Here is a 14,504-nt window from a genome sequence, read left to right as displayed (position 1 = left end):
GGGACCCCGTAGATTGAGCCGGTTGGTTGGTCGGTTTCGTGCGTGTGCGAGGGGAAAAGACGTGTCAGCGGCTAGGCAGGGTGTCGTGGACGCCCGCAGGATCGTGGTCAAGGTCGGCTCCTCCTCCCTCACCACCGCGGCGGGCGGGCTCGACGCCGACCGGGTGGACGCGCTGGTCGACGTACTGGCCAAGGCCCGCAGCGGCGGCGAGAAGGAGATCGTCCTGGTCTCCTCCGGAGCCATCGCCGCCGGACTCTCCCCGCTCGGCCTGGCCCGCCGCCCCAAGGACCTGGCCCGGCAGCAGGCCGCCGCCAGCGTCGGACAGGGCCTGCTCGTCGCCCGCTACACCGCCTCCTTCGCCCGCTACGGCGTGCGCGTCGGCCAGGTACTGCTCACCACCGACGACACCAGCCGGCGCGCCCACTACCGCAACGCGTTCAACACCCTGGACCAGCTCCTGGCCATGGGCGCCCTGCCCGTCGTCAACGAGAACGACACCGTCGCGACGGACGAGATCCGCTTCGGCGACAACGACCGGCTCGCCGCCCTCGTCGCCCACCTGGTCCGCGCCGACCTCCTCGTCCTCCTCTCCGACGTCGACGGCCTCTACGACGGGGACCCCTCCCTGCCCGGCACCACCCGCATCGAGGAGGTGCGCGGGCCCGAGGACATCGCCCACGTCTCCATCGGCAGCGCCGGCAAGGCGGGCGTCGGCACCGGTGGCATGGTCACCAAGGTCGAGGCCGCGCGGATCGCGGCGGCCGCGGGCGTCCCCGTCGTCCTCACCTCCGCCAGCAGGGCCGCGGACGCCCTGGCGGGCCGCGAGACCGGCACCCTGTTCCACCCCACCGGCCGCCGCTCGGCCGACCGGCTGCTGTGGCTCCAGCACGCCTCCACCCCGCAGGGGCACCTCGTCCTCGACGAAGGCGCCGTCCGCGCCGTCACCCAGCGCGGCAGCTCCCTGCTGCCCGCGGGCATCGCGGCCGTCGAGGGCGACTTCGTCGCGGGCGACCCCGTCGAGCTGCGCTCGGCGGAAGGGGTCGCGGTGGCCCGGGGGCTGGTCAACTTCGACGCCAAGGAACTCCCGCAGCTCCTCGGACGCTCCACCCGCGAGCTTGCGCGGGAGCTCGGACCCGCGTACGAGCGGGAGGTCGTGCACCGGGACGATCTGGTCCTGCTGCAGGGCTGAGGTTCGGGAAAACCACCGCGCGGCGGGCCGGGGACTGGTCAACTGTGAGGGGCGGACACGCGTAGCGCAGACAGGAGGCGGCTGGTGAGACGAGCGCTGACCAGCGTCGGTACCGGGGACGGCGCCGGCGGGGAGGAACAGGGCCCGGTGTCCCGCCTCTGGCACGTGACGCTGAGCGTCTCGGGCAAACCGGCACCGCTGGCGGAGGTGCGGCGCGGGCTGGAGCAGCTCGCGCACGACCACCCCTTCCTGCTGACCAGCCGGTATGCCGACGACCATGCGGAGATCCGGTACTGGGAGGAAGCCCGCGACCTCCACGACGCGGCGGCGGTCGCCCTGCGGCTGTGGGGGGAGCACCGGTCGACGGCGCGGCTGCCCCCCTGGGAGATCGTCGGGCTGGAGGTCATCGACCGCACGACGTACCACCAACGCGTAGCGGAGGGCTACGGCCCACCCCCGGCCCACCCGGTGGGCGTGCACCCCTATTGACGCGTCGCTCGCGCGGCTCGGCCGCGAGCGGCCTCCCCGGCTTCGCGGCGCTGCGCCGGACTCCCTCCGGCGACGGCCGGGCGGGGCCACGGGCCCCGGCGGGCCTCCTGGGCTTCGCACCGCTGCGGCGGACTCCGTCCGCCGGTGGGGGTTGGCCGTCGGGTGCGGGCCAGCACCGCTGCGGGGGACTCCGTCCGCCGGTAGGGGGTTGGCCGTCGGGTGCGGGCCGACGCTGCCCCTGGCGGAGGCCGGGACGTCCTCTGCGGGCTGCTGCCGCTGTGGCCGGCGTCCTGGTGTCGGCTGCGGGTGGTGGGCCGCTGCGCGGGGCGAGGTCCCCTACCCTCCCCCAGACTCCGTCCGGGGGGACCCCCACTTCGCCCGTTCCCAGGGGCTCCGCCCCTGACCCCGTACGTGCGCTTCGCGCCCGTAGGCCCCCCCAGCGGTAGCTGGGGGGTGGTCTGGGGGCGGAGCCCCCAGGAGCGGGGTCCGGGGCGGAGCCCCGGGAAACGGAGAAAGGGCGGGGTGGGGAGACGGCTCCGCGCAGCGGCGCAGCGCAGCCGCCCCCGCACGGGACCCGGCTCCGCAAAGAGCCCGCCCGGCCCGGCCAGGGCAGCCATCGAACCTCTGGCCGAGGCCCGCGCCGCCAGGCCGCGGCAGGGGCCGTCTCGCGGGGTGGAACTCCGTGAGGGGCCGGGGCGGCGGGGACTAACCTTGGCGGCATGACCTCGCTCGACGACGCCCCCGCGACCTCCCCCGTCCTCGCCACCGCGGCAGCGGCCCGCACGGCCGCCGCAGCCATCGCCCCACTCCCGCGGTCCGCCAAGGACACGGCCCTCCTGGCGATCGCGGACGCGCTGACGGCCCGCACCGACGAGATCGTCGCCGCCAACGCCGAGGACACCGACAAGGCCCGCGCCGCCGGCACCAGCGAGACCGTCATCGACCGGCTCACCCTCACCCCGGAGCGGATCGCCGCCATCGCCTCCGACGTGCGCGACGTCGCGGCCCTCCCCGACCCGGTCGGCGAGGTCGTCCGCGGCTCCACCCTCCCCAACGGCATCGACCTCCGCCAGGTCCGCGTCCCCCTCGGCGTGGTCGGCATCATCTACGAGGCCCGCCCCAACGTCACCGTCGACGCCGCCGCGCTCTGCCTGAAGTCCGGCAACGCCGTCCTCCTGCGCGGCAGCTCCTCCGCCTACGCCTCCAACACCGCCCTCGTCGCCATCCTGCGCGACGCGATCGAGAGCGCCGGCCTGCCCGCCGACGCGATCCAGCTCGTCCCCGGCGAGTCCCGCGACTCCGTCCGCGAGCTGATGCGCGCCCGCGGCCTCGTCGACGTGCTCATCCCGCGCGGCGGCGCCTCCCTCATCAAGACCGTCGTCGAGGAGTCCACCGTCCCGGTCATCGAGACCGGTACCGGGAACTGCCACGTCTACGTCGACGCCCAGGCCGACCTCGACATGGCCGTGGACATCCTCGTCAACTCCAAGGCCCAGCGGCCCTCCGTCTGCAACGCCGCCGAGACCCTCCTCGTCCACCGCGACATCGCCGACGCCTTCCTGCCCCGCGCCCTCGACGCCCTCGCCGACGCCGGCGTGACCGTCCACGGCGACGCCCGGGTCCTGGCCGCCGCGGAGGAGAGCAAGGCCACCGCCGTGCCCGCCACCGACGAGGACTGGGCCGCCGAGTACCTGTCGTACGACATCGCCGCCGCCGTCGTGGACTCCCTCGACGCCGCCGTCGCCCACATCCGCCGCTGGACCTCCGGCCACACCGAGGCCATCGTCACCACCTCGCAGGCCGCCGCGCGCCGCTTCACCCAGCTGGTCGACTCCACCACCGTCGCCGTGAACGCCTCCACCCGGTTCACCGACGGTGGCCAGTTCGGGTTCGGCGCCGAGATCGGCATCTCCACCCAGAAGCTGCACGCCCGGGGCCCGATGGGCCTGCCGGAGCTCACCTCCACCAAGTACATCGTCACCGGTGACGGTCACATCCGGTAACCGGCACCCGAACCCGTTGTGGCCGGATTCCGGCTTTCACCCTGCCCAAAGCGGCCCCCCAGGTCTACGCTGTTCCCGTGCCGGACGACGTGGGGGGCAAGCCGTTCCCGGACGACGGGGAGCCCGACGACGACCGCGGAGGCGCGGATCAGGACTTCGCCTCCGTGGTGTTCGACGAGGACTTCGTCCGGAACGCCAAGATCCATGAACCGAGCGCGGCCGAACGCCAGCGCGCCGCCGACCTGGCCCGCGCCGAGGCGGAGGCCGCCCGCGTCGCCGGAGGCTGGGCGGGCGAGGACGACCACGGCCTCCCGGACGGACATCCCTTCGACGACCCCGCCTGGGACGCCGGCCCCTATGGCTACGCCGAGGGCCCGTACGGGGCCTACGGCGGCAGCCTGCGCCCCTACCGCGGCCGGGCCGGGTGGCTGAGACCGGTCGCCTGGGTGCTCGCCGTCGTCATGGGACTCGGCATGGTCGCCCTGGCCTTCAGCGCCGTCTACCGCAGCGCCGCGGGCGAAGCGGACCCCGCACCCGCGCCCGCCAGTACCCCGCTCGGGGAAGTCACCGGCGTCGGCGCGTTTACGTACCCCGTCGGCCGCCAACCCTGAAGGTACGACCCCACTCGCCCGTCAGGAGCTGGGGGCTTCTCTGAAGCGGGGACAGCGGGGAGAAGCGATGGCCGTACCAGGAGATCCGCCCAACGGCACCCCCGAGGGAATCGGCGGGGGCGACGACGAGCTGCGCCCGGACGAGTACCGGTCGGTGGTGTTCGACGAGGACTTCGTCCGTGCTGCCCGGCTCCAGGAGTTCTCCGCCCAGGAACGCATGGGCGAGCACGCCCGGGCCGTCCGCAGCCGCTCCATCTGGTCGTCCGGCGGCTCCGCGGGCCGCGGCACCGGCACCCCGGGCCGTGGCGCCCGCCAGGGCATGCTGCTCGTCCTGCTCATCGCCTCGGCCTTCGCGGTCGCCGTCTACCTGGGCGTGCGCAACCCCTACGTACCGCCGGCCGGCGGCAACGCCGAGCCGCTGAGCAGCACCGTCGTGCCCCTGGCGCCGTCGGCCGCCGTACCGGGCGGCACGCCGGCCGACCTGTACGCCCGCAGTCCCGCGGCCGACTACCGGACCGGGGCCGCCGGGATCACCTTGCCGGCCGTACGCCGCACCCACCACTTCACCGAGAGCCAGGTCGTCGCCGCCCTGTCCATCGCCAAGGACTACCTGGTGCAGTCCTCCCTCGACCCCGACGTGCTCTCCGGCAGCGCCACCCGGCCCGTACGGGTGCTGCTGGACCCCGGACAGCTCGCCCAGTTCGACGAGAGCATGGCCTCGCCCTCCGGGGACGGCCGGCACGCCGCCACCGGCTGGCTGGTCCGTTTCGACCCGCACACCGCGGTCCTGGCCGACTCCCGCGTCCGGGTCAGCGGCACCCTCTCCTTCGAGGAGGTCAGCCCGGAGGTGCTCGTGATCACCACCGACCACACCTTCGTGTACGCCGTACGGGGAGTCTCCGGCCCGCCGGCCGGGCCCGACGGGGCCTCCCTCTTCACCGTCCGCCGAGAACTGCGGCTGCGCTTCGACCACGAGGACCTCACCACCCGGCGGGCGGAACTGGCCTCCTCCTACGTGATGGCCGGGCCGCAGGACTGCGCCGCGGACCCGGCCGGGAGCTTCCGCCCGCTGCGGGCCGGAGCCGGCCCCACCACCGTGGGCCCGCCGGTCAGCGACCCGTACGCCAGCGGCCGCCCCCGGCGCACGGCCGGACTGTGCGGGGTGATGGACCCGGCGGCGGCCGCACCCGACCCGTCGGCCCAGCCCTCGCAGCCTTCGCAGTCCGAGGAGCCCGCGCAGTCCCCGGGCCCGCCGCAGCCCGGCCCGGCGGCGGCGGGACCGCCCGTGGCACAGCCCCAGGCACCGCCCCCGCCGGCCTCCGTCAGCCCGCTCCGGTAGCGCCCTTCTCCTCGCCGCCGGCCGGGCCGGTGAACCGGTCGCGCAGCTTGCCGCCCAGGTCGCCCGCGCCGCCGGCTATGTCGCCGACCAGCTTCATCAGCGGATCCTTGCTGGTGCGCACCGAGTCCGCGTAGTGCGAGGCGGACTGGCGGAAGGAGTCGGCCACCGAGGCGTCCTTGTCCTCGTCCCGCCGCGGGTAGTGCCCGTCCATGATCCGCTGGTAGTCCCGGCTCTGCGACCACTTGCGCAGCTCGGCGGCGCGCACCGTGGTGAAGGGGTGGGTGCGCGGCAGCACGTTGAGGATCTTCAGGACCGAATCGCGCAGGTCGCCGCCGGCCTCGTACTCGTCGGCCTGGGCCAGGAAGGCGTCCACGTTCATCTCGTGCAGGTGGTTGCCGCCCGCGATCTTCATCAGCCCGCGCATCGAGGCGTTCACGTCCTGCCCCACCAGCAGGCCGGCCCGGTCCGCCGACAGCTCCGACTTGCGGAACCACTCCCGCAGCGCGGTGACGATCGCCATGATCGCCACATTGCCCAGCGGGATCCACGCCACCTTCAGCGCCAGGTTCGTCAGGAAGAGCAGCACCGTGCGGTACACGGAGTGCCCGGACAGCGCGTGGCCCGCCTCGTGGCCCACGACCGCCCGCATCTCCTCCTCGTCCAGCAGCTCCACCAGCGCCGTCGTCACCACGATGATCGGCTCGTCCAGCCCGATGCACATGGCGTTCGGCTTCGGGTCCTGCTGCACGTACATCTGCGGGACCTTCTCCAGGTCCAGGATGTAACAGGCGTCGCGCAGCATCTCGTACAGATGGGGGAACTGGGTCTCGCCCACCCGCACCGAGTCCGACAGGAACAGCAGCCGCAGGCTGCGCTCCGGGAGCAGCCCGCTGAGGGCCTTGAAGACCGTGTCGAAACCGGTCAGCTTGCGCAGGGCGACCAGCGCCGAGCGGTCCGCCGGGTGCTCGTAGGCACGCGAGGAGATGCCCGGGAACCTCCTGCGGTCGCGTGCCGGTGTCTTCTCGAATCCGCTGTCGGTCATGGCGCTTCCCCCTGGATCGGCCTGTGCTGCACTGCGTCCATCTTCTCCAACGCATGAGTCGGCGTGAGCGTGCCCGGGGCCCCCGCATACGATGTGAGGGAAGTCTCCGCTCGCTCCCCGACTCGATAGGTACCTGCCTGATGAGCCTCTCCACCACCGCCAACAACCTCGTCCTCCTCGCTTCGGAGGGCGCCGAGCAGCACGGCGGCAACCACGAGAGCCTGAGCCCCTACCTGACCGGTGGCGGTGCGCTCTTCGTCCTGCTGCTGCTGCTCTGGGTGACCACGCGCCTGAACCGCGACCGCTGAACCACTCGGTCGGACCGGGCCTCCTCGCGCGTGCCACCGGGCCAGTAGGCTCTGCGCTCATGGGAGAGCAGGAAGTGCCTACGGGCCCGGTCAAGCGCCGGCTCGGCGTGATGGGCGGGACGTTCGACCCGATCCACCACGGACACCTGGTGGCCGCCAGCGAGGTCGCCGCCCTTTTCCACCTCGACGAGGTGGTGTTCGTCCCCACGGGCGAACCGTGGCAGAAGTCCCAGCGGGCCGTGTCGCCCGCCGAGGACCGCTACCTGATGACGGTCATCGCGACGGCCTCGAACCCGCAGTTCTCGGTGAGCCGCATCGACATCGACCGCGGCGGGCCGACGTACACCATCGACACCCTGCGGGACCTGAGCGCGCTCAACGAGGACGCCGACCTCTTCTTCATCACCGGCGCCGACGCCCTCGCGCAGATCCTCACCTGGCGCAACGCCGACGAGCTCTTCTCCCTCGCCCACTTCATCGGGGTGACCCGGCCGGGCCACGTCCTGACCGACGACGGCCTGCCCGAAGGCGGCGTCTCGCTCGTGGAGGTGCCCGCGCTGGCGATCTCCTCCACCGACTGCCGGGCCCGCGTCGCCGAGGGCGACCCGGTCTGGTACCTGGTCCCCGACGGCGTGGTGCGCTACATCGACAAGCGTGAGCTGTACCGGGGAGCCTGAGCTCCCGGAACGACGAGAGGCCCGCGGTGAACGACCCACAGGATCCGTACGACCCGTACGCCGCCCAGCAGCAGCTCATCGGCTACGACCCGTACGGCCGGCCGCTGTACGGCCAGGTGCCCGCGCAGCAGCCCCTCCAGCCCGCCCCGCAGCCCCCGTACGGGCAGCAGTACGAACCCCCGTACGAGCCCTCGTACGAACAGTCCCACGCACAGCAGTCCCACGCACAGCAGTACGGCTACGAGCAGCAGCCGCAGGGGTACGCCCCCCAGGCCCCCTCCTACGGGTACGACACCCGGCAGCAGCCCTCGCAGTGGATCCCCCAGCAGGCCGCCGCCCAGGCCCCCGCGCAGCCGCCCGCCGCGGCCCCGGCCCCCGTCCCCGGGCCGCGCCGGTCGTATCCGGAGGACCCCGCCGGGCCGGACCCCGCGGGGCAGGAACCCGGCCCGGGCGGGCCGGCCGCGGGCTACCGCACCGAGCAGTTCGCCTTCATCGACCAGCCGGACGAGGACTCCGAGGACGTCATCGACTGGCTCGCCTTCACCGAGAGCCGTACCGAGCGCCGCGAGGAGGCCCGCCGCCGCGGCCGCAACCGGGTGGTCGCGCTGGTCGTCGTCCTGGCACTCCTCCTCGTCGGAGGCCTCGGCTACCTCTGGTACGCGGGCAAGCTGCCCTTCCTCGACGCGCCCGGCCCGAAGAAGGGCGCCCCGACCGCCGCCGGCGCCCAGAAGCGCGACATGATCGTCGTCCACCTGCGCAACACCAAGCGGGGCGGCAGCTCCACCGCCCTCCTCGTGGACAACGTCACGGCGCGGCAGGGCGCCACCGTCCTGCTGCCCAACGCCCTCGCCGTCACCAAGGACGACGGCACCGGCACCACCCTCGGCAAGTCCGTCGAGGACGGCGGCATCGGCACCCGCGAGGCCCTCGACACCGCCCTCGGCACCCGCATCGGCGGCACCTGGCGCCTGGACACCCCCTTCCTGGAACGCATGGTCGAGCTGGTCGGCGGCATCGAGACCGACACCGACACCGCCGTGCCCGCCGACGACCAGGCCAAGACCCCGGCCGTCGGGCAGGGCCCCAGGCAGACCCTGACCGGCGCCATGGCCGTCGCCTACGCCACCTACCGCGCCCCGGGCGAACCGGAGGCCAAGCAGCTGGAGCGCACCGGCCGGGTCCTGTACGCCGTCCTGCGCAAGATCCCCTCCGACCCGAAGGCGGCCGCCACGACCGTCGAGAGCCTGGGCCAGATCCTGGACCCGGGGCTCGACGCGCAGAACCTCGGCGGCCTGCTGGCGCGGATCGGCGAGCACGCCAAGACGGCCGCGTACCGCACCGAGGTGCTCTCGGTGAAGCCCGACGGCGGCCTCACCGACGACGCCTCCAAGAAGGTGGTCAAGGAGCTCCTCGGCGGGACCGTCACCGCCGCCCAGCCCGGAGCGGCCCCGCGGGTGGGTCTCAAGGACGCCACCGGGGACGAGAAGGCGCAGGTCGCGGCGAAGGCGGCGCTGCTCAACGGCGGCTACGCCCTCGTGGACGGGGGCAGGGCCGACCGGCCGGCCGCCACCTCGCAGGTCACGTACCAGGACGAGGGCCAGCGGGCCCGCGCGGTCGAGGTCGCCAAGACGCTGGGGCTGCCGGAGACGGCGGTGAAGAAGGCCGAGAGCGTGGTGAACGCGGACGTCGTGGTGACCCTGGGCAAGGACTGGAAACCGTCCTGACGGGGTGGGGCCGGCAGTACATGAGACCCTTGTAGGGATCTGCCCGCCAACCCGAAAGCATGGCCAGTGACCGCCACGGACCGCTCCATCGAGCTCATCACCACCGCCGCCCAGGCGGCGGCCGACCGGCTCGCGCACGACATCATCGCGTACGACGTCAGCGACGTGCTGTCGATCACCGACGCCTTCCTGCTCGCCTCCGCGCCCAACGACCGCCAGGTCAAGTCGATCGTGGACGAGATCGAGGAGCGGCTGCTCAAGGAGCTCGGCGCCAAGCCGGTACGCCGCGAGGGCGACCGCGACGCCCGCTGGATCCTGCTCGACTACGTCGACATCGTGGTGCACGTCCAGCACAGCGAGGAGCGCGTCTTCTACGCGCTGGAGCGCCTGTGGAAGGACTGCCCCGAGATCGAGCTCCCCGAGGACGCCAAGCTCACCATCGGCAAGGCCGAGGAGCACGCCAAGCTGCGCGAGGCGCAGGGCGACGACGAACTGGACGGTGATCTGTTCTGAGCGCGGCCACCGGTACGGCAAGGCCCGCCGGCGGCTCCGCCCGCACCGGCCGGAAGATCGTCCTCTGGCGGCACGGCCAGACCTCCTGGAACCTCGAGCGCCGCTTCCAGGGTTCCACCGACATCGAGCTGACCGAGACGGGGCTGGCGCAGGCGCGCCGCGCCGCCCGGCTGCTCGCCTCGCTGGGGCCGGACGCCATCGTGGCCTCGGACCTGAAGCGTGCCGCGGCCACGGCCGCCGAGCTGGCCGCCGTCACGCGCCTGCCCGTGGCGCACACGGAGGCGCTGCGCGAGACGTACGCCGGTGAGTGGCAGGGCCTGACGCACGAGGAGATCGTCGAGAAGTACGGCGAGCAGTACGCGGCGTGGAAGCGCGGCGAGCCCGTCCGGCGCGGCGGGGGCGAGCTGGAGACCGAGGTCGCCGACCGGGCCGCCCCGGTCGTGCTCGACCACGCCGACCGGCTGCCCCCGGGCGGCACGCTCGTCGTCGTCAGCCACGGCGGCACCATCCGTACGACCATCGGCCGCCTGCTGCGGCTGGAGGCGCGTGACTGGGAGAGCCTGGGCGGGCTCTCCAACTGCTGCTGGTCCGTCCTCGGCGAGGGCGCGCGGGGCTGGCGGCTGCTCGAGCACAACGCCGGCACCCTGCCGGAGCCGGTGCTCGGCGACGACGACTGAGCCCCTCCGCGGGGCCGCTCCGACCCGGATTTCACTTTCCGGCTGGTCACAGGCTAGAGTTCTTCTTGTTCGCAGCGAAGAACACCGGAAACGGGGGGAACGCCGCGGAGAGCGGGGCTATAGCTCAGTTGGTAGAGCGCCTGCATGGCATGCAGGAGGTCAGGAGTTCAATTCTCCTTAGCTCCACAATCAGGATCCCGTCCCCAACAGGGGGCGGGATCCTTGCGTTTGTCCCTCCTGTGCTTGCTGACCTCGCCGGGACCGGCGTGGCAGAATCGGACGGCCGGAGGGGGACACGACGGTCCGACGCGGGAGGGAGTCGCTGACGGATGGGTGCACACCGGCGGCGGTGCGACTGGTGCAACAACGGCACGCCGATCGTTCGGGACATGGAGCCGGTCAATCCCGACTACCAGTACTGGTGCGAGGAATGCGCGCGGGCGCTGATCATAAAAGGCGACCCCATCGAGACGTACCGGGAACTGGAGGGCGAGCCGATCTACGGCCGGCTCCTCGACGAGCACTGCACGCTCAAGCGCTTCTACCAGTTCGCCCGGGCGTGACGGGGGCAGCGATGGGCAAAACGGACATAACAGCCCCCCAGGAAACCGATTTTTGGTCTGGGGCGGTGACCGTGTAATGTTCTCGATGTCGCCAGGGGGAACCGGCAAGGGAAACCGAGAAGGGGCCCGGCGGCAGAGAGAAACAAGGGGCTATAGCTCAGTTGGTAGAGCGCCTGCATGGCATGCAGGAGGTCAGGAGTTCAATTCTCCTTAGCTCCACAGTGCGGAAGAGGGTCACTCGGATCGGGTGGCCCTCTTCTCGTTGTGCGGAACGTCAGAGCGGTCGCACGGGCCCCTGCGGTACCCTGACGCCATGCGTGCCGTACGCCTTCTGCTTACCGAGCCGCGCTGAGCAGCACCGACCCCGAGAAGGTCGGTATCGGCGCGGCGTCCCCTCCTGTGCGAGGGGTTTTTTCGTTTGGGCAGGCAGAGACGGCAGAGACGATCGATGGAGCTTCAGGAATCATGAGCGAGACGAACACCCCGGCCCCCGAGGCGGCCGAGGGGCACCGTTACACGGCTGCCATGGCCGCCGACATCGAGGCACGCTGGCAGGACGTATGGGACGCGGAGGGCACCTACGAGGCGCCCAACCCGAGCGGTGACCTGGCCGGTGACCCGGCGGTCGTCGCCCGGCCCAAGAAGTTCATCATGGACATGTTCCCCTACCCCTCGGGTGCGGGCCTGCACGTGGGCCACCCGCTCGGGTACATCGCCACCGACGTCTACGCCCGTCACCAGCGCATGTCCGGCCACAACGTCCTGCACACCCTGGGCTTCGACGCCTTCGGCCTGCCGGCCGAGCAGTACGCCGTGCAGACCGGCACGCACCCGCGCGTGTCGACCGAGGCGAACATCGAGAACATGAAGGCCCAGCTGCGCCGCCTGGGCCTGGGCCACGACAAGCGCCGGTCGTTCGCGACGATCGACCCCGAGTACTACAAGTGGACCCAGTGGATCTTCCTGCAGATCTACAACTCCTACTACGACACGGACGCGAACAAGGCCCGGCCGATCTCCGAGCTGGTCGCCGCCTTCGAGAACGGCTCCCGTGAGGTCCCCGGGGGCCGTGCCTGGGCGGAGCTGACCGCGAGCGAGCGCGCCGACGTGCTGAACCAGTACCGCCTGGCCTACTCCTCGGACGCGCCCGTCAACTGGTGCCCCGGGCTGGGCACCGTACTGGCCAACGAGGAGGTCACCGCCGACGGCCGGTCCGAGCGCGGCAACTTCCCCGTCTTCAAGTCCCGGCTCAGCCAGTGGAACATGCGCATCACCGCGTACGCCGACCGGCTGCTGGACGACCTGGACGCGCTGGACTGGCCCGAGGCCATCAAGCTCCAGCAGCGCAACTGGATCGGCCGCAGCGAGGGCGCGCGCGTCGACTTCGCCCTGGGCGACGAGGCGATCACCGTCTTCACCACCCGCCCCGACACCCTGTTCGGCGCCACCTACATGGTGCTGGCGCCCGAGCACCCGCTGGTCGAGAAGTTCGTCCCGGCCGCCTGGCCCGAGGGCACCCGCGAGGCGTGGACCGGCGGGCACGCCACCCCGGCCGAGGCCGTCGCCGCGTACCGCAAGCAGGCCGGCGCCAAGTCCGACGTCGAGCGGCAGGCCGACGCCAAGGTGAAGACCGGCGTCTTCACCGGCGAGTACGCCGTCAACCCCGTCAGCGGCGAGAAGGTCCCGGTCTTCATCGCCGACTACGTGCTCATGGGCTACGGCACCGGCGCGATCATGGCCGTCCCGGCGCACGACGCCCGCGACTTCGAGTTCGCCCGCGCCTTCGAGCTGCCGATGCGCTGCGTGGTCGAGCCCACGGACGGCCGCGGCACCGACCCGGCCGAGTGGGAGGACGCCTTCGGCTCCTACGACGCCAAGCTGGTCAACTCCTCCGGCGAGGGCATCTCCCTGGACGGCCTGGGCGTGGTGGAGGCCAAGGCCGCCATCACCGACTGGCTGGCCGAGCGCGGCCTCGGCGAGGGCACCGTCAACTTCCGCCTGCGCGACTGGCTCTTCAGCCGCCAGCGCTACTGGGGTGAGCCCTTCCCGATCGTGTACGACGAGGACGGCGTCGCCCACGCGCTGCCCGAGTCGATGCTGCCGCTGGAGCTGCCCGAGGTCGAGGACTACTCGCCGCGCACCTTCGAGCCCGACGACGCCGACTCCAAGCCCGAGACCCCGCTCTCGCGCCGGGCCGACTGGGTCAACGTCGAGCTGGACCTGGGCGACGGGCGCGGCGTGCGGTCCTACCGCCGCGAGACCAACACCATGCCGAACTGGGCCGGCTCCTGCTGGTACGAGCTGCGCTACCTGGACCCGCACAACGCGGACGCGCTGGTCGACCCGGAGATCGAGCAGTACTGGATGGGCCCGCGCGAGAGCGCCCCGCACGGCGGCGTCGACCTCTACGTGGGCGGCGCCGAGCACGCGGTGCTGCACCTGCTGTACGCGCGCTTCTGGTCCAAGGTGCTGTTCGACCTGGGCCACGTGTCCTCGGTCGAGCCGTTCCACAAGCTGTTCAACCAGGGCATGATCCAGGCCTACGTCTACCGCGACGAGCGCGGCTTCCCGGTCGCGGCCGCCGAGGTCGAGGAGCGGGACGGCAAGTTCTTCTTCGAGGGCGAGCCGGTCAAGCGCGAGCTGGGCAAGATGGGCAAGTCCCTGAAGAACGCCGTCACCCCGGACGAGATCTGCGAGGAGTACGGCGCGGACACGCTGCGCCTGTACGAGATGGCGATGGGCCCCCTCGACGTCTCCCGTCCGTGGGACACCCGCGCCGTCGTCGGCCAGTACCGGCTGCTCCAGCGCCTGTGGCGCAACGTGGTGGACGAGGAGACGGGCGCGGTGACGGTCGTCGACGCCGAGCCCGCCGAGGACACCCTGCGCGCCCTGCACAAGGCCATCGACGGGGCCGGCTCGGACATGGCGGGCCTGCGGTTCAACACCGCCATCGCCAAGATCACCGAGCTGAACAACACCCTGACCAAGGCGGGCCGCCCGCTGGAGCGGTCCGTGGCCGAGCGCCTGGTGCTGCTGATCGCCCCGCTGGCGCCGCACATCGCCGAGGAGCTGTGGCACCGCCTGGGCCACACCGACTCGGTGGTCCACCAGGACTTCCCGGTCGCCGACCCGGCGTACGTCGTGGACGAGACGGTCACCTGCGTGGTCCAGGTCAAGGGCAAGGTCAAGGCCCGCCTGGAGGTGCCGCCGGCCATCTCGGAGGCCGACCTGGAGCAGCTGGCGGTCACCGACGCGGGCGTCGTCGCCGCGCTGGGCGGCGCGGAGATCCGCAAGGTGATCGTGCGCGCGCCGAAGCTGGTGAACATCGTCATCTGACGCCCGGGGCCCCGCGTCTCGGGGTGATCCCGT

At 72.4% G+C, this 14,504-nt stretch carries 13 protein-coding genes and 2 tRNA genes; 14 read left to right on the top strand and 1 reads right to left on the bottom strand.

The features are described 5' to 3' along the window. Positions 1-61: 61 nt before the first annotated feature. The 5 genes from proB to BX286_RS13300 all read left to right on the top strand — a co-directional run bounded on the left by proB (position 62) and on the right by BX286_RS13300 (position 5,631). Positions 62-1,189, top strand: a complete 1,128-nt coding sequence (gene proB, locus BX286_RS13320) for a glutamate 5-kinase (protein ID WP_079426895.1) — start codon at positions 62-64, stop codon at positions 1,187-1,189. Positions 1,190-1,270: 81 nt separating this feature from the next. Then, complete coding sequence (locus BX286_RS13315) at positions 1,271-1,678, top strand: hypothetical protein (protein WP_079426893.1); 408 nt, start codon at positions 1,271-1,273, stop codon at positions 1,676-1,678. A gap of 719 nt (positions 1,679-2,397) precedes the next feature. Further along, on the top strand, positions 2,398-3,681 hold the full coding sequence (locus BX286_RS13310; RefSeq protein ID WP_100863658.1) for a glutamate-5-semialdehyde dehydrogenase: 1,284 nt from the start codon (positions 2,398-2,400) through the stop codon (positions 3,679-3,681). Between the two features lie 77 nt (positions 3,682-3,758). Beyond that, positions 3,759-4,292 carry a hypothetical protein gene (locus tag BX286_RS13305; RefSeq protein WP_079426889.1) on the top strand — a complete coding sequence of 178 codons (534 nt, stop codon included), beginning with the start codon at positions 3,759-3,761 and terminating at the stop codon, positions 4,290-4,292. A 67-nt stretch (positions 4,293-4,359) separates the two neighbouring features. After that, positions 4,360-5,631, top strand: a complete 1,272-nt coding sequence (locus BX286_RS13300; RefSeq protein WP_079426887.1) for a hypothetical protein — start codon at positions 4,360-4,362, stop codon at positions 5,629-5,631. Here the strand turns inward: BX286_RS13300 and BX286_RS13295 are convergent. Continuing rightward, positions 5,615-6,673 carry a M48 family metallopeptidase gene (locus tag BX286_RS13295; protein ID WP_079426885.1) on the bottom strand — a complete coding sequence of 353 codons (1,059 nt, stop codon included), beginning with the start codon at positions 6,671-6,673 and terminating at the stop codon, positions 5,615-5,617. The two genes, BX286_RS13300 and BX286_RS13295, sit on opposite strands and share 17 nt — an antisense overlap. 140 nt (positions 6,674-6,813) lie before the next feature. Between BX286_RS13295 and BX286_RS13290 the strand changes: the two genes are divergently transcribed. The 9 genes from BX286_RS13290 (at position 6,814) to leuS (ending at position 14,471) form a co-directional block, all read left to right on the top strand. Beyond that, positions 6,814-6,981: a hypothetical protein gene (locus tag BX286_RS13290; protein WP_100863660.1), complete on the top strand. Its 168-nt coding sequence runs from the start codon at positions 6,814-6,816 to the stop codon at positions 6,979-6,981. Between the two features lie 59 nt (positions 6,982-7,040). After that, positions 7,041-7,658: a nicotinate-nucleotide adenylyltransferase gene (gene nadD, locus BX286_RS13285; RefSeq protein WP_079426883.1), complete on the top strand. Its 618-nt coding sequence runs from the start codon at positions 7,041-7,043 to the stop codon at positions 7,656-7,658. Between the two features lie 26 nt (positions 7,659-7,684). Next, the gene (locus BX286_RS13280) at positions 7,685-9,382 is read left to right on the top strand and encodes an LCP family protein (protein WP_121015018.1); all 1,698 of its coding nucleotides are present in this window, start codon (positions 7,685-7,687) and stop codon (positions 9,380-9,382) included. 66 nt (positions 9,383-9,448) lie between these two features. Beyond that, positions 9,449-9,895 (top strand): ribosome silencing factor, encoded by a 447-nt coding sequence (rsfS, locus tag BX286_RS13275; RefSeq protein WP_045950430.1) that lies wholly within the window; start codon positions 9,449-9,451, stop codon positions 9,893-9,895. After that, positions 9,892-10,572 carry a histidine phosphatase family protein gene (locus BX286_RS13270; protein WP_079426879.1) on the top strand — a complete coding sequence of 227 codons (681 nt, stop codon included), beginning with the start codon at positions 9,892-9,894 and terminating at the stop codon, positions 10,570-10,572. Before rsfS ends, BX286_RS13270 begins: the two co-directional genes overlap by 4 nt. A 113-nt stretch (positions 10,573-10,685) precedes the next feature. Beyond that, positions 10,686-10,758: transfer RNA gene (locus tag BX286_RS13265), tRNA-Ala, on the top strand. Between the two features lie 143 nt (positions 10,759-10,901). Beyond that, on the top strand, positions 10,902-11,135 hold the full coding sequence (locus BX286_RS13260) for a hypothetical protein (protein ID WP_007264019.1): 234 nt from the start codon (positions 10,902-10,904) through the stop codon (positions 11,133-11,135). Between the two features lie 146 nt (positions 11,136-11,281). Then, a tRNA-Ala gene (locus BX286_RS13255) sits at positions 11,282-11,354 on the top strand. A 246-nt stretch (positions 11,355-11,600) separates the two neighbouring features. After that, entirely contained in the window at positions 11,601-14,471 is a 2,871-nt protein-coding gene (gene leuS / locus BX286_RS13250) for a leucine--tRNA ligase (RefSeq protein ID WP_079426877.1), read from the top strand. Positions 14,472-14,504 lie beyond the last annotated feature (33 nt).

Origin of the sequence: Streptomyces sp. 3211.6 (assembly GCF_003634815.1) — a bacterium.
Lineage (GTDB): Bacteria > Actinomycetota > Actinomycetes > Streptomycetales > Streptomycetaceae > Streptomyces > Streptomyces katrae_A.
The sequence above is the reverse complement of the archived record's forward strand: the minus strand, read 5'-3'. Positions and strand labels throughout refer to the sequence as shown.

Bases quoted from the DNA above. Each gene is read 5' to 3' on its own strand.
- nadD (WP_079426883.1), top strand. From the start codon at position 7,041: ATGGGAGAGCAGGAAGTGCCTACGGGCCCGGTCAAGCGCCGGCTCGGC.
- BX286_RS13295 (WP_079426885.1), bottom strand. From the start codon at position 6,673: ATGACCGACAGCGGATTCGAGAAGACACCGGCACGCGACCGCAGGAGG.
- BX286_RS13310 (WP_100863658.1), top strand. From the start codon at position 2,398: ATGACCTCGCTCGACGACGCCCCCGCGACCTCCCCCGTCCTCGCCACC.
- leuS (WP_079426877.1), top strand. From the start codon at position 11,601: ATGAGCGAGACGAACACCCCGGCCCCCGAGGCGGCCGAGGGGCACCGT.
- BX286_RS13260 (WP_007264019.1), top strand. From the start codon at position 10,902: ATGGGTGCACACCGGCGGCGGTGCGACTGGTGCAACAACGGCACGCCG.
- BX286_RS13290 (WP_100863660.1), top strand. From the start codon at position 6,814: ATGAGCCTCTCCACCACCGCCAACAACCTCGTCCTCCTCGCTTCGGAG.
- BX286_RS13300 (WP_079426887.1), top strand. From the start codon at position 4,360: ATGGCCGTACCAGGAGATCCGCCCAACGGCACCCCCGAGGGAATCGGC.